General features: G+C 56.1%; 12 protein-coding genes. 10 read left to right on the forward strand and 2 right to left on the reverse strand.

Annotation, left to right across the window (positions count from 1 at the left end):
- The coding region (locus JW885_00005) for a DUF4268 domain-containing protein (GenBank protein MBN1880526.1) at nucleotides 1–206 on the forward strand (206 nt) is incomplete at its 5' end.
- A gap of 117 nt (nucleotides 207–323) precedes the next feature.
- Here JW885_00005 and JW885_00010 read toward each other — a convergent pair.
- A complete protein-coding gene (locus tag JW885_00010; GenBank protein MBN1880527.1) occupies nucleotides 324–1550 on the reverse strand; it encodes a serine hydrolase in 1227 nt (408 codons plus the stop codon).
- Between the two features lie 282 nt (nucleotides 1551–1832).
- Between JW885_00010 and JW885_00015 the strand changes: the two genes are divergently transcribed.
- Nucleotides 1833–2441: a hypothetical protein gene (locus JW885_00015; protein ID MBN1880528.1), complete on the forward strand. Its 609-nt coding sequence runs from the start codon at nucleotides 1833–1835 to the stop codon at nucleotides 2439–2441.
- Between the two features lie 245 nt (nucleotides 2442–2686).
- On the opposite strand, the gene JW885_00020 is transcribed toward JW885_00015, so the two are convergent.
- The gene (locus JW885_00020) at nucleotides 2687–4162 is read right to left on the reverse strand and encodes a sulfatase (protein ID MBN1880529.1); all 1476 of its coding nucleotides are present in this window, start codon (nucleotides 4160–4162) and stop codon (nucleotides 2687–2689) included.
- A 250-nt stretch (nucleotides 4163–4412) separates the two neighbouring features.
- Here JW885_00020 and coaBC point away from each other — a divergent pair, with 250 nt between their 5' ends.
- The 8 genes from coaBC (at nucleotide 4413) to JW885_00060 (ending at nucleotide 14496) form a co-directional block, all read left to right on the forward strand.
- Nucleotides 4413–5639: a bifunctional phosphopantothenoylcysteine decarboxylase/phosphopantothenate--cysteine ligase CoaBC gene (gene coaBC, locus JW885_00025; protein ID MBN1880530.1), complete on the forward strand. Its 1227-nt coding sequence runs from the start codon at nucleotides 4413–4415 to the stop codon at nucleotides 5637–5639.
- A gap of 20 nt (nucleotides 5640–5659) precedes the next feature.
- Complete coding sequence (locus tag JW885_00030; protein MBN1880531.1) at nucleotides 5660–6358, forward strand: uracil-DNA glycosylase; 699 nt, start codon at nucleotides 5660–5662, stop codon at nucleotides 6356–6358.
- A gap of 14 nt (nucleotides 6359–6372) precedes the next feature.
- Nucleotides 6373–7779: a nodulation protein NfeD gene (locus tag JW885_00035; GenBank protein ID MBN1880532.1), complete on the forward strand. Its 1407-nt coding sequence runs from the start codon at nucleotides 6373–6375 to the stop codon at nucleotides 7777–7779.
- A gap of 87 nt (nucleotides 7780–7866) precedes the next feature.
- On the forward strand, nucleotides 7867–8895 hold the full coding sequence (locus JW885_00040) for a thiamine biosynthesis protein (GenBank protein ID MBN1880533.1): 1029 nt from the start codon (nucleotides 7867–7869) through the stop codon (nucleotides 8893–8895).
- Between the two features lie 35 nt (nucleotides 8896–8930).
- Complete coding sequence (locus tag JW885_00045; GenBank protein ID MBN1880534.1) at nucleotides 8931–9926, forward strand: ketoacyl-ACP synthase III; 996 nt, start codon at nucleotides 8931–8933, stop codon at nucleotides 9924–9926.
- Nucleotides 9927–10089: 163 nt separating this feature from the next.
- Nucleotides 10090–12729 carry a DNA mismatch repair protein MutS gene (gene mutS, locus JW885_00050; GenBank protein MBN1880535.1) on the forward strand — a complete coding sequence of 880 codons (2640 nt, stop codon included), beginning with the start codon at nucleotides 10090–10092 and terminating at the stop codon, nucleotides 12727–12729.
- Nucleotides 12730–13098: 369 nt separating this feature from the next.
- Entirely contained in the window at nucleotides 13099–13410 is a 312-nt protein-coding gene (locus JW885_00055) for a hypothetical protein (GenBank protein MBN1880536.1), read from the forward strand.
- A gap of 90 nt (nucleotides 13411–13500) precedes the next feature.
- Complete coding sequence (locus JW885_00060; GenBank protein MBN1880537.1) at nucleotides 13501–14496, forward strand: V-type ATPase subunit; 996 nt, start codon at nucleotides 13501–13503, stop codon at nucleotides 14494–14496.
- The last annotated feature ends 387 nt before the right edge of the window (nucleotides 14497–14883 follow it).

A 14883-nucleotide genomic window follows, 5' to 3' on the forward strand; every position in this document is an offset into this window, starting at 1 on the left:
AATCAAAGGATCAAATTGAGAGAGAATTCGGTGATACGCTTGAATGGAGTTGTGTCGAAGGTAGAATTGTGTGTGCAATATTTAAAGAAATACCTGATGGAGGTTACGGTGATCCAGAAGATACCTGGCCAGGAATATATTCTAAGATGGTGGATACAATGATTCGGCTAGAAAAAGCTTTGAGACCTCATATAAAAAATTCGTAATCCAAGTTGATTATTGAGGCTATTTTTGTATGTGTTATTACAAATTAGCTACAAAAAACCGGGAAGGCCTTCCCTCCCGGTTTTTTTGTGTCTGCGGTATTCGGGCAGCTACCCGCTTTACAACCTCCCCGCGATCTCCCGGCAGATGTTCGCCCAGTATTTTACAGCACCCCCGGACGATCCGTTTCTGACGATGATGACACCCTTCGCCGGAGAGACGTAGATGATCTGTCCCAGGTGTCCCTGGGCGTAGTAGTCATACGTGCCGTCCGGGTTGATGAATCCCCACCATTGGTACTTATAATACCCGGTGCCGTCGGTGAAGATGTCGTTGCTCCACGACTCGATATCGGTATAGTAGCCGATGGGCTCGTATTCCATCGGCAGCGTGGACTCCAGCACCCAGCGTTTCGAGATGATCTGCTCACCGTCGTACATCCCCAGGTTCAGAAAGAGCCTGCCGAGCTTGGCGAAGTCGATGGAGCGGGCGTTGAGGCCGCTCTCCATCTTCTCGAAGCCGTATTTCTCGCTGTCCATGCTCCACGAGGCCGGATACTCCATGCCGATCTTCGTCCAGATCTTTTGCTCAAGATAGTCTGAAACGGTCGTGCCGGTGACCCGCTCCAGGATCATGCCCAGGTACACGGGGTGGTAGGTGTTGTAGAGGAAGTGGACCCCCGGCGGCTCTTCCACAATCACCTTTTTCAGGGCCAGGCTTTTCACGTCCCGGCTGTAGTAGTTTCGGGGATCGTCGCTCCAGGGGAGGTCCCCCTCTTTGTATTGAAATCCCGAGGACATCAGGAGAAGATCCCGGATGGTCACGTCGCCCGCGCCTTTCCCCTCAAGCTCCGGCAGGTAGGCGACGATGGGGTCCTCGACGCTCGTGATGAGGCCCTCGTCGACGGCGACGCCCACGAGAATCGAGGTCACGGATTTTGCCACGGAAAAGGAGGTGTTGACGGAGTCCCGCGTGTACCCGTTGAAGTACTTCTCGTAAATAATGATGTCGTCCTTGATGACGATGAACGAGGTGGTGTCGTTCTCTTCGAGAAATCGATCCAGATCATTGATGACATAGACGCCGCTTGCGTCCTCGAACGGGCGGTCTGAGACCAGGGCGTTCAGCTCATCTTCCCTGAGGTCTACGGGAAAAGTGAAGGCGGGGGGGTCGTTGGCGATCTCTCGATCGGGGAATCGACGGGAGTCACCGATGTCCGAGAAATTCCAGGCGACGTACCGGGCGATATACCCGGGGGAATAGATTATCGACAGGACCAGGAGAAACAGAACAATCAGCGCCGCAATGCCGAGAAGAATCTTCCCAATCACGTTCAGGGCTTTCATGATATGTTCCTTTCCGTCCGGATGAAAGGGTGGGGCGTTTATTATCCTTTTCGGTGTGAGAAATACATGCAGCAATAGGTTGATAAAATTTTATCACGTCAATAACCGCAAATCAAGACACAAAAAACGTGCGACGATCCGTTCGACCGGGGGAGATGAGATTTGTGCGGGGTATCATACATAAGGGGGCGAACCCCCATTTTTTTTGAGCCGCCCAAAACTTGACAAAATATCTCGACAATGTATAATAAACAATTGAAAAACATTCAAGAGGAGGTCGTTATGAGAAAAGGAACGTGCTTGATTGTTTTCTTTTTTGTTGTCGCCGTGTGTGCAATCTCCGCATCCGGCGAAATGGCCGCGAGAAATGTTCGCATCGTTAACACCAGCGCCCTTGATACATTCGATTTTCAGAAATACCTTACCGACGATGACCTGAATCGACTTGCCGATCTCGATGTGTCGGAAAATCCGGAAATCTTTCCCACGATTGAAAGTTTTGAAGTAGAACAGGATACATACCTTCTGGAGTTTCACGGCAGCATTGACCCGGAGACCGAGAAACTGGAATTCATTTCCATGCCCTACTATGATACGGCCGGGAAGTATGATGTGGTGGTGGTCAAGCCCGATGGGACCGTGGTGCGATACGACAAGGAAGTGGTTATCGATTACAAGGAGCGGACCATAAAAACCTTCTGTCCTCTTACCGTTGATGAAGGAGACGTAGTACTGCTGTTTGTCAAGGACCATATCGAGACTGCTTTCGGAGGGAAGGAGGAAACATCTCCGGAGAAACCCCCTGTCGACTCGGGTGATCCGGGAGTGACCGGAGCCTCGGGAGTAGGGAGAGGCGGAACCGGCGGCCCCGGCCCCACAGGCAGACCGTAATCACACAGGCATGGTGATGACTCCTATAGCCCGGACCCGGTCCGGGCTTTTTTATTGGTATCACGGGACGTTTTGAGACACTGAAGTTCTCCCGTCGCTCCCATCGATTTCCACCCGCCAAGACCTGAAAAAAGCCGGGAGGGGTGTTCCCTTCCCGGTTGATATAGAGTCTTCTGTGAATTAAAAGGGCTTTTCACAATCCCTCCGCGATCTCACGGCGGATGACCTCCTGTTACCGACCCGGTTTACACCATCCGGGCGTTGACCTCCTTTTGCCACGCGGAAAGCATCTTAAGGAGACGGGCCGCCTCATCCGGCCTTTCGGCGGCGAGGTCGTGTGTCTCGCCGATGTCCGCCGCCAGGTCATAGAACCGCGCCCGGTCGCTCTCGAAGAAGTGGATCAGCTTCATGTTCCCTTTCCTGATCGCCCCGGAGGGACGGTGGCCGTCGGAATGATAATGGGGAAAGTGCCAGTAGAGCGCCTCCCGGGCAACGTCTCCCGTATCGGAGACGACCGGCATCAGGCTCTCCCCATCTTTGTGGAGGTCGGGCCGAAGATCAAGCCCCGCCGCCTCGAGGATCGTGGGGAAGAGATCGCACGAGTGGGCGGGAGTGTCCGAGACAGTCCCGGGACGCCCCACCCCCGGCCCCCGGACGATCAGCGGCACCCGGATGCCCCCCTCAAAGAGCCACCCCTTGCCGTAGCGGAGCGGCTCGTTGGAGGTGACGGTGGTGCGGGTGGAGAGCCCCCCGTTGTCGGAGGTGAAGATCACCAGCGTGTTGTCGGCTATCCCCATCTCGTCGAGGGTGTCGGTAATCATCCCCACGCCTCTATCCACGCTCTCGAGCATCGCGGCGTAGACCGGGTCATCCTGGACGATCCGGGTGGTGACGCCGTCTATCTCCGCAATCGAATCGCCCACAGGCAAAGCCGAGCGCTTCGCCTCATATTTCTTCACCAGCTCATCCGTCCCCATGAGCGGCGTGTGCACGGCATAGTGGGAGATCATCATGAAGAAGGGGGCGTCCGCGTGGGTTTTGATGAAGCCGACCGCCTCATCGTTCAGGCGGTCTGTCAGGTATTCCCCCTCGGGGCCGTCGGGGAGGGTGTCGATCTTATAGGGGGAGAAGTATCCGGACGGGGGCTGACCCCACTCGGTACCCCCCAGGTTGACGTCGAATCCCTGCCGGTCCGGGTAGTAGTCCTCTTCTCCCAGGTGCCACTTCCCGGTGAAAAACGTGGCGTATCCCGCGTCTTTCATGACCTCCGCGACGGTGACCTCCTCCAGGGGGAGGTGATCTTCATTATGGGGCTGCCTGAGGGATTTCGGATTGTCGCCGTCGATGCAGTCCGGATGGCCGGTGCGCATGAAGGGGACGATGTGCTGGAAGAACCTCTGGGGGAGGTTCGCGGCGATCCAGTTGTCGATGCCGAGGCGCGCGGGATTTCTGCCGGTCATGATCGCGGCCCGGGTGGGGGAGCAGACGGGGCTGGCGCTGTATGCGTCGGTAAAGCGGATGCCCTGGGCCGCCAACCGGTCAATGTTCGGCGTCTCATGAAAGATGCTGCCGTAGCACCCCGGATCGGCCCATCCCAGATCGTCGGTGACGATCAGAACAATATTGGGCCGGCGTGCGGCGGAGAATCCCCTGGCCCAGCCGGGGAGCGACAGGGAGACGGCCAGCGTCCCCGCCGCCGTCAGGAAAGTTCGTCGCGGCATTCTGTAATGCATGGGAAAGCTCCTCTGGTATGTCATGACAGATGGGATATATGAGAAGACGAATTTCTTTCGGCGCTGTCCGTGAGTGTATCACGTCTTTATCCCCGTTCGCAAGTGAGTATACGGAGGTGTTCCGGGAAGACGGCGCCCTTCTCGATTGAGTATTGAGGAAAATCGAGACTCAAATACATTGACATCGGCCCTCAACTCTTCTATCATGTATTTTTAAAAAAAAGAATCGTATCGACATATGACTGAGAAAAAGGAACAGGCGAAAAACATCATTCTCGGGGTGACCGGGGGCATCGCGGCATACAAGGCGTGCGAGCTAACCCGGCTTTTGGTGAAGAATGGTTTTTCCGTGCATGTCATTATGACTAAAAACGCACGGGAGTTTGTTACCCCCCTGTCGTTTTCCACCCTTTCGGGAAATCCGGTGGCGTATGAGATGTTCGCCGGAGGCGCCCCGGAGTCCGTCGAGCACATCGATCTGGCCGGCGATGCGGACCTGCTGGTGGTGGCTCCGGCCACGGCGAATATCATCGGCAAGGTGGCAAACGGCATCGCCGATGACATGCTCTCCACCGTCATCATGGCGACGCTCGCGCCGGTGGTTTTTTGCCCGGCCATGAACGTCAACATGTACGACAATCCCGTCACCCTCTCCAACATCAAGAAACTCAGTGATTTGGGCTATCGCTTCGTGGAGCCGGGGGAGGGATTTTTGGCCTGCGGCTGGGAGGGGAAGGGGAGGCTCGCGGAGCCTTCGGACATCCTGGCCGTCGTAAACGATATATTCGACAGAAAGGACCTGGCGGGATTGAAGATCATGGTCACCGCCGGTCCCACCCGGGAGTCCATCGATCCGGTGCGATTTATCTCCAACCATTCCAGCGGGAAAATGGGATACGCGATCGCCGAGCGGGCCCGGGCCCGGGGCGCGCAGGTGCTGTTGATATCCGGCCCATCGTCCCTGACGCCCCCCTGGGGGGTGGAGCTGGTGGAGGTGGTGAGCGCCGCCGAAATGGCGGATACGGTCAAAGACCGGTTCCGTGATGTGGACGTGGTCATAAAGGCCGCCGCCGTGGCGGATATTACGCCGGCGAATATTTCCCGACACAAGCTCAAGAAGGACGAATGCGGCGACGTCATCGCGCTTTCCCGCACGGAGGATATTCTGAAAAACCTCGGGGAGATGAAGGGGGACAAGATCTTGGTCGGATTCGCCGCGGAGACGACGGATCTTGTGAAAAACGCAAAGGCCAAGCTTAAAAACAAAAACCTGGATATCATCGTGGCCAACGACCTGACCAGATCGGATTCGGGCTTCAACGCCGATACGAATGCCGTGAGGATTTTCGACCGGGACGGCACCGACGAAATCCTGCCGGTGATGTCCAAGGAAAAGGTGGCCGACGAGATTTTGACCCGGGTGCAAAAAAAGACGGTCCCGTGGAAAAAGAAGAAAGAAAAGTAGTCGATTCTCTGGTTACGTATTTGGAATATCTCTCTCGCTCCGGCGTCACCCATCTGCCGGTGAAAAATGGCGGTGGATTATCGGCCCCACGGGTTTTGGATACCCCTTCGCCGACGGGGAGGGAGGCTTCCCGTTCCGATGACGTGACCGATCGTGCGTTTCTATTGGAAGCGGTGCAGGAAGAGCTGGGGGACTGCCGCCGGTGCAAGCTGTGTGAGGGGCGCACGAATATTGTGTTTGGCCAGGGCAATCCCGACGCCGTATTGATGTTCGTGGGAGAGGGGCCGGGCAGAGACGAGGACATCCAGGGCATCCCGTTTGTGGGGAGGGCCGGGCAGCTTTTGACAAAGATTATCGAGGCGATAGATCTGGCGAGAGAGGACGTCTACATCGGCAATATCATCAAGTGCCGACCGCCGAAAAACCGCGACCCGGAGCCGGATGAAGTCAACGCGTGCATGCCGTTTTTGATGAAACAGATCGAGGCGATTCACCCCCAGATTATCTGCACGCTGGGGGCGGTGGCGACACGAAACCTTCTGGGAATCAAGACCCCGGTGTCGAAAATCAGGGGCAGCTTTCAGCGCCTCGATCGCGCCGGGGGCGTGATGGTCATGCCGACCTTTCACCCGGCGTATCTGCTCAGGGATCCCTCGAAGAAGCGGGACGCGTGGGAGGACATGAAGAAAGTCAGAGACCTCTATAAGACCTTTATATAAGAAGACATTATTACATGAAAAAAATGAAAACTTCGAAGAGACACGCGCACAGACGCTCTGTGGTCGCCGCGATAAAACTGGGAATGCTCCTGTTGTGGATACTGGTCTGTTTTACCGCACTTTTGATGGGCCAGGAGGGGGCGGATTCGCACGCAACGGTGGGCCACCTGTCGTTCAGCGGCGTCATCAACCCGGTCTCCGCCGAGTACATCATAGACGGCATCACCGAGGCGGAAATTGAGAATTATTCCGCCGTCATCATCGAGATGGATACCCCCGGCGGCCTGGTGGATTCGATGGAGGACATCGTCCAGAAGATGGTAAACTCCGATATCCCCGTGATCATCTACGTGTCGCCGAAGGGGGGAGGCGCGGGCTCCGCCGGGGCTTTCATCACCATCGCGTCGGACATCGCCGTGATGGCCCCGGATACAAGCATCGGGGCGGCGACTCCCGTCTCCATGATGCCCACGGGGCAGGGGGATTTTCCCGGTGAGGAGACCGACGAGGAAACCGATAAGGACACCGAGAGCACCCTGATGCACAAGGCCACCAATTTCTACGCCTCGTACATGCGGGGGCTTGCCGAGGGGAGGAACAGGAACGCCGACCTCGCGGAATCGATGGTGACGGAGGCCGTGACCGTGACCGCGGAAGATGCACTGAAAAGTAACATCATCGACCTGATCGCGGGAGACATCTATGAGCTGATGGAGCTCGTGAGCGGTCGGACCTTTGAAACCACCAAGGGCGAGGTGACGCTGGATCTTACGAATGCACGGCTCGTGGAATTTCCCATGGGATTTCGCCGTGAATTTCTCTATACCCTCACCAATCCAAACGTGGCCTATATCCTGATGATGCTCGGATTGATGGGGCTCTATTTCGAGCTGTCGAATCCGGGGGCGATATTCCCCGGCGTGATAGGGGGAATATGCTTGATTCTTGCGTTCTATTCATTCCAGACGCTTCCGGTTAATTACGCCGGGGTGTTGTTGATCCTGCTGTCGGTCGTACTGTTTATTTTGGAGATAAAAGTGACCAGTTACGGACTGCTCAGTGTGGGGGGCATCATATCGCTCTTTTTGGGCTCGATGATGCTTTTCAAGTCCACGTTTCCGGAATACCTGAGGGTTTCAATGGGTACCATACTGCCAACGGTTATCGGCGTAACGCTCTTTTTCGTCCTGTGTATCTGGCTGACGGTGAAGGCCTACAAGAGAAAGCCGCATACAGGCGATCTCGGCATCGTCTCCGAGCGGGGCGTCGCCAAGACGCGCATCGACAAAGACGGCGGCAAGGTCTACGTCCACGGTGAATGGTGGAACGCCGTCAGCGATACTCCCATCGAGGAGGGGGAAAGGGTGGAGGTGATCGAAGGGAAGAATCTCCTGATCAAGGTCAAGAAAGTGGAGGACTGATACACCTTCCAAAAGGAAACGCCGAACGCACACAAAAACCGTGCCGGAATCCGCACGGTTTTCGAAAGATGAGGGCCCGAATACATCATGCAGCCGCAACGGGAAAAAAACGGGACATACGATGCCGTATCCCTCCTATCGGGAGGGCTTGACGGGATACTGGCAACCCGAATCGTCACGGACCTGGGGGTGCAGGTGCTGGCGCTGCACTGTACGACACCCTTTTTCGGTCACCGACCGGGCGCCGACGGCGATGCGTTTATCCGGCATATGGCCGATCGATACGGATTCGCCGTTCGCATCGAGGATGTGACGGATACATACATGAAGATGCTCTCAGCGCCGGAGCATGGATACGGCGGCAATTTCAATCCGTGCATCGACTGCAAGATCCTGATGATGCGCCGCGCACGGGAAGTGATGGAGGAGGTGGGAGGGCGGTTCATCGTCAGCGGCGAGGTGCTGGGGCAGCGGCCCATGTCTCAGCGGAGAGACGCCATGAGGATCATCGAGCGGGACGGTGGGGTGGAGGACATTCTGCTTCGGCCGTTGAGTGCGAAGCTCTTCGGGCCGACGTTGCCTGAGCGGGAGGGGTGGGTGGATAGAGAGCGCCTCTTTGATTTTTCCGGTCGGACCCGAAAGCCCCAGATGGCCCTGGCTGAGGTATTGGGGGTGACGGAATATCCCTCTCCTGCGGGAGGGTGCTGCCTGACGGATCCGATCGTTTCCGGTCGTATCAGGACGCTGTTTGAAGAGACCCACACACCCGGGCCAGAGGTCATTGCCCTTGTACGTATCGGGCGGCCCTTTCGGCTGCCGGGAGGGGGCATTCTTTCGGTGGGGAGGAACCAGGAGGAAAACGGGAAGCTTGAACAGCAGGCGGTTCCGGGCGACCTGTTCGTGAAATTGAAAGACATCCCGGGCCCCCTGGGGATCATCCGGGGAGGATATTCCCCAGGCGATGTGCACATCGCCGGGTCCATTGTGGCCAGATACGCGAAAGTCACGGACGGCGAGAGCGTGGTGATCGTCACGGGGGGGGATATCAAGAGCCTTTCGGACGAGACGCGGGTGTTCCGAGCCCGGGACGAGGATATTGAGAAGATGCGTTTTTAACATATTGACTCTGAATTATTGAAAAAGGATAGTACATGCGCCGTACAAAAATTATTTCCACCGGAAGGTATCTCCCTGAGAGGGTTGTTACCAACGCCGAGCTGGAAAAGTTTATGGATACCACCCATCAGTGGATTCTCGATCGCAGCGGCATCGAGGAGAGACGCTACGCCGAATTCGGCGTCGGTCCGTCGGACCTCGGGTACGAAGCGGCGGTCATCGCCCTGGAGCGGGCGGGGATGGAGATCACCGATATCGACATGATCATCTTCGCCACACTCAGTCCCGATAACGGATTTCCGGGACCGGGGTGCCGCCTGAATCGACGCCTGGAGGCGAAGGGGATCGCCACGGTGGATGTGAGAAACCAGTGCACGGGATTCGTCTACGGCATGTCCATTGCCGACCAGTTCATCAAGAACGGCATGTACGACCATGTCCTTGTGGTGGGGGGGGAGGTCCACTCCACCGGGCTCGAGTTTGCGGACCGGGGCCGGGAGGTGACGGTGCTCTTCGGCGATGGGGCGGGGGCCGTCATACTGGGACCCTCGGAGGATGAGGACAGGGGGATACTCTCTACCCATCTCCACGCCGATGGCAAAGGATTCAAGGAGCTGTGGGTGGAATTCCCGGCCAGCCGCCGGATGCCCCGGGAGATTCACCAGGCCCTGGATGACGGGCGCCAGTGGCCCCGGATGAACGGGACGAGGGTGTTCAAGAACGCGGTCGTGAGATTACCGGAGGTGATCACCGAGGCCCTGGACGCCAACGGGTATACGGTTGAAGACATCGATCATTTGGTCCCGCACCAGGCGAACATGCGCATCAACCAGTTCGTGGGTCACAAGATGAAAATCCCGAACGAAAAGATATGGCACAACATCCAGCGATACGGCAACACCACCGCCGCCACGATCCCCATCTGTCTGGACGAGATGATCGAGCAGGATAAATTAAAGGAAGGAGACGTGGTGGTAATCGCCGCTTTCGGTGCCGGCTATACCTGGGGATCGGTGCTGATTCGCTGGTAACAGTCGTCTGCTCCGTTGTTTTTTTCTGTTTTAGATTTTTCAGGCGGAAGGCGTTCGGTTGTTGTGACGTCTTCCGCGTTTTTTGAGCCGTCATCTCGCCCGTGCGGGCCGAAGGGGCGCGCCTCGTGCCCATTGAGAGATCTTACGGGAACGGTATCCGACCATGTCCGACCTGACCCCCATGCTCAGGCAATATATGTCGATCAAGGAGGAGTATCCCGACTGCGTCCTCTTTTTTCGCATGGGGGATTTTTACGAGATGTTCTTCGACGACGCCCGAGAGGCAGCGCCGATTCTGGAGATCGCCCTGACTACCCGGGACAAGAACCGGGAGAATCCGGTCCCCATGTGCGGGATTCCCTATCACGCCGCGGAGAGCTATATCGAAAAGCTCGTCAACCGGGGCAGAAAGGTGGCGGTATGTGAGCAGGTGGAGGACCCGTCCCAGGCGAAGGGGATCGTTCGCCGTGAGGTGATACGGGTGGTCACGCCGGGTCTTTCGGCGGCCCTCGGGAAATTCAATGCCGCCGAGAACAACTACCTATGCGGCGTTTCCCATAAGGACGACCGCTTCGGCGCCGCGTTTCTTGATTTTTCCACAGGCGTCTTCCAGATCACCGAGCTTTCTGACCTTGGGGAGTTGATGGACCAGCTCGCGGGGCGAAATCCCCAGGAGGTGGTGCTCTCGGAAGATGAGGAAAACAGCCCGCTGGCAGACAGACTCTCACGGACCCTGGGGGGTGCCCTGGTCAATTTCACGGATAACTCCCGTTTCGGGACGGACCGGGCCGTATCGGTCCTCACGGAGGTCTATGACCTGGCAGGCATTGAGGGTCTGGGCCTCGGTGGGCATCCCCTGGCCCTTACGGCCGCCGGAGGTGTGTTGAGCTACGTGGTGGACTACAAGCTGGGGGACGTCACTCATCTCAGCCTTCCCCGCCTCTATCTTCCCACAGACTTCATGATCATCGACGAGGTGACCGGGAAGAACCTGGAACTGTTTCGCACCGTCTATGAGGGCAGGCGCACAGGCTCGCTCTTGTCCGTGATGGATCGAACCACCACCTCGATGGGCGCGAGGCTCCTGAAACGTACGCTTGCCCAGCCCATGATAGATCGGCGTGAAATCGAACGGCGACACGATCTGGTCCAGGAGCTGGTGGAGAGACAGGAGAAGACCGATGAGCTTGTCTCTTTGTTGGCGGACATGGCAGATCTCGAGCGGATCGCCGGCAGGGTTTCCACCCGTATCGCCAACCCCCGGGATGTGGCCGCCCTGGCGTCATCCTTGGGGCGTATCGGTCCCATTCGACGGATTCTTGAGGGATTCGAGTCGGTAACGGCGGCGTCTTTGGCGGGCGACCTGGATGATTTTTCACCCCTCATACGGCGTATCGTGTCGACCCTGGTGGAATCCCCTCCCCATACCCTCCGTGACGGCGGCCTGATAAAAGACGGCGTGGACGAGGAGCTTGACGAGCTCAGGGAGATATCCCGGACCGGAAAGCAGTGGATCATCGACCTTGAGAAGTCGGAGCGCCGGCGCACCGGCATCAACAGCCTCAAGGTGCGCTTCAACAAGGTATTCGGGTACTACATCGAGGTAAGCAACACGAACCTTCAGATGGTGCCCGAAGACTACATCAGAAAACAGACCCTGGTATCGGCCGAGCGGTTCATCACCCCGGAGCTGAAGGAATTCGAGGCGAAGGTGCTGGGGGCACAGGATCGCATCACCGCTCTCGAATATGACATATTCGTCAAACTCAGGGAAGAGGTGAGGGACTGGATCCCCATGATCCAGAAGGGCGCCGGGTCCTTGGCGGCGCTGGATATGCTGCTCAGCTTCGCCGTCGTCGCCCGGGAACATGACTTCATCCGGCCGATCATGACCGATAAGCGGGAGATCGACATCACCGGCGGGCGCCACCCGATGGTGGAGGGGTTTCTTCCCTCCGGAAGTTTTGTCCCGAACGACGTGCATCTCGACGCGGAGCATGAGCAGCTACTGATCATTACCGGCCCCAACATGGCGGGCAAATCCACCATCATCAGGCAGGTGGCCCTGATTGTTCTGATGGCCCATACCGGTTCGTTCGTGCCGGCAGAGAAAGCGACGATCGGCATCGTCGATCGGATTTTTTCCCGAGTCGGGGCGTCGGATTCCATCGCCAGGGGTCAGTCCACCTTCATGGTGGAGATGGTGGAAACGGCGAATATCCTCAACAACGCCACCGAAAGATCCCTGGTGATCCTCGACGAGATAGGGCGGGGCACCAGCACCTTCGACGGCGTCTCCATCGCCTGGGCGGTGGCGGAATACCTTCATGACAGCGACACGCACACCCCGCTGACCTTATTTGCCACCCACTATCACGAGCTGACGGAGCTTGCCGTCCTGAAGGAGCGCATAAAAAATTACACGATTTCCGTCCGGGAATGGAACGGACGAATCATCTTCGTGCACAAGATGCAGCCCGGATCGGCGAGCCATAGCTACGGCATCGAGGTGGCCCGCCTGGCGGGGCTCCCCTCCCGGGTACTGGCGCGGGCCAGAGAGATACTGCAGGATCTGGAGGAGGGTGAGCTGTTGCGTCTGGATGACCCCGAATCGGCCGCCGCCGGCTCGCGGCCGCATCCCTCGGGCCAGCTTGACCTCCTGAGTGCGGTCACAAGTCCCGTTGTGGAGAGGCTTCGCCGGATTGATGTCAATACCCTCACGCCTCTGGACGCCCTCTCGACCCTCGACGAGCTGATTCGGCTTTCAGCACAGGTTGATGCGGAGGATGAATCAAAAAAATGATGCAGAATGTAAATTTTTACTTGAAAAACACTTTTCACTATGACATTATACTGGCATTGGTGGAATTGTTTTTGAAAGCCTGAAACTGACCTTCACGCACCATCACCCAGGAAACTTTGTTTTGATCGAACGTAATCGCTCGATACGGGTATTTCAAAAACCACCGTCCGGTTTGTCGAAAATATTATTTTTAAATACCTGTTTGAGTGTCGTAACATTGCGTAATTCATCATTACACAACCTGTTCCCCTCGCGTACCGTAGAGGGGTTTTTTATGTATATCGCCGGGCTGGTATACCGATTACGCACGGCAGAGACTACGGATGAATGCGGCCTGGTATCTGTATGGGATACGTATAAGGAGTATCGATGGAAAATGAGCTGAAAAAAATGCTCGAATTTGAAGCCAAGGCCAGAGATATCCTGGACGAATCCGAGCGCATGGCGGACAAGATCCGGGGCGACGCCCAGATGAAGGCGGAAGAGCTGTTAAAGAGTCAGCGGTTCGAAGCGGAAGATGAGGCGGAAAAAATAAAGGTCAAACTTATCGAGGAAGCCACAGAGGAAGCACAGAAGATGCACACCAGAACGCTCAAGAGCATCCAGGAACTGGAGGCCAGAGCGAAAAAGCGCATGGACGAAGCCGGGACATATATCATCACCGAGATTTTCACTTCATAGACATTCCCATCCCTGTTAACACCCAGTAATTGTGATTGCATGATTTTTGACGTACAAAAATACTCCTTTATTAATGCAAAAATCCGTGGTATGAAGAGTCGCCTCCTTGACGATGTGAGATATCGTCAGCTTCTGGAGACGACCAGTCTCGAGGGATTTCTGAAGATCCTTCAGGAGACGGCATACGCCCCCCAGCTTATGGATATTGATTCCGGAAATCCGGATATCACCGAGATCAGCCGGGCGCTGGACCAGAATCTCCTCATGACATACCACACCATCTTCAAGTTTTTCACCCCGAAGGTGGAGTCATCCTTTCTCTTTCAGCTCCTGGGTAAACTCGAGGTGGAAAATCTCAAGATTATCCTTCGAGGAAAGTACAAGGGAATATCGTCCCCGATCATCAGCGATACGCTCATTGAGACAAACGGCTATTCGGCGCTCGATTTTGACGAGCTTCTCAACAGCAAGGACATCGCAAATTTCATCAGTGCGCTGTCCTCATCTCCCTACGGCCGTATGCTGGAAAAGACGCTTCCCCTCTTCGAAAAGGAGCATCGTACGGTCGTCTTGGAACGCTGTTTCGACCGGGTACACTACACCAGGCTCTGGGGCACCATGAATGAGCTGTCGGGTGTCGATAAGAACATGGTTAAGATGTATCTCGGGACCTTCTTCGACATTACCAATATCATGATCATCCTCAGGTATCGCATTTTTTATGATATGGGGCCGGAAGAGGTGAAGGCCATGATCCACCCGATGCGATACAAGATGAACGCCGAGGAAGCGAAGCGGCTTTCAATGGTCACGAAAGAGGATTATCGGGATGTGTTCGCCGGCACCTATTACGGGAGACGTGTGGGGCCGTATCAGAACCTCTCACAACTGGAGCGATCGCTCAACCTGATATTGTTGTCCGTTATTCGCAAAATGCTCACCGGTCCTCCCTTTCATATAGGGACTGTGGTGGCGTATTTATCTCTGAAAGAAATTGAAGTCACCAACCTCAAGAGCATCGCCGAGGGGAAACGGCATGCCTTGGGTGCGGAAGAAATCAGCGATGTGTTGATACTGAGACAATAGGTACTCACATACACGGAGGCGGCGATACAAAAAAGAGCGACATGCTTTCGGAAATCAGACGCGGTGTGAGCGCCCGGACGAAAGAATGTCCGCCGGGCGGCTCGAAAGACATCTCAAGCGGGACATGGAACTGAACGTTCTTTTAGGGTTACCGGAACTGTAGCGCGTACTCAGATACATAGATGTTTAATCATTTTATACGGGGATAAACAGGCACATGTTTCGACCGGTTCCCATGATGAAGGCGAATATTCTTATCCTTGATAAGGATCTCGCATCAGTGACCAAGGAGATCGGACGCCTGGGGATTATGCACCTGGTGGAGGTGGGAGGCACCCCGGGGCTTTCTGAAATGGGTTGGACACCAGGCCAGGAACTTGAAGTGGT

This window comes from Candidatus Zymogenaceae bacterium, assembly GCA_016931225.1.
GTDB lineage: Bacteria > Desulfobacterota > Zymogenia > Zymogenales > Zymogenaceae > JAFGFE01.

What these genes read in the sequence shown, in the direction of transcription:
- JW885_00055 (MBN1880536.1), top strand. Translation starts at nt 13,099, where the DNA reads ATGGAAAATGAGCTGAAAAAAATGCTCGAATTTGAAGCCAAGGCCAGA.
- JW885_00045 (MBN1880534.1), top strand. Translation starts at nt 8,931, where the DNA reads ATGCGCCGTACAAAAATTATTTCCACCGGAAGGTATCTCCCTGAGAGG.
- JW885_00035 (MBN1880532.1), top strand. Translation starts at nt 6,373, where the DNA reads ATGAAAAAAATGAAAACTTCGAAGAGACACGCGCACAGACGCTCTGTG.
- mutS (MBN1880535.1), top strand. Translation starts at nt 10,090, where the DNA reads ATGTCCGACCTGACCCCCATGCTCAGGCAATATATGTCGATCAAGGAG.
- JW885_00020 (MBN1880529.1), bottom strand. Translation starts at nt 4,162, where the DNA reads ATGCCGCGACGAACTTTCCTGACGGCGGCGGGGACGCTGGCCGTCTCC.
- JW885_00060 (MBN1880537.1), top strand. Translation starts at nt 13,501, where the DNA reads ATGAAGAGTCGCCTCCTTGACGATGTGAGATATCGTCAGCTTCTGGAG.
- JW885_00010 (MBN1880527.1), bottom strand. Translation starts at nt 1,550, where the DNA reads ATGAAAGCCCTGAACGTGATTGGGAAGATTCTTCTCGGCATTGCGGCG.
- JW885_00015 (MBN1880528.1), top strand. Translation starts at nt 1,833, where the DNA reads ATGAGAAAAGGAACGTGCTTGATTGTTTTCTTTTTTGTTGTCGCCGTG.
- coaBC (MBN1880530.1), top strand. Translation starts at nt 4,413, where the DNA reads ATGACTGAGAAAAAGGAACAGGCGAAAAACATCATTCTCGGGGTGACC.
- JW885_00040 (MBN1880533.1), top strand. Translation starts at nt 7,867, where the DNA reads ATGCAGCCGCAACGGGAAAAAAACGGGACATACGATGCCGTATCCCTC.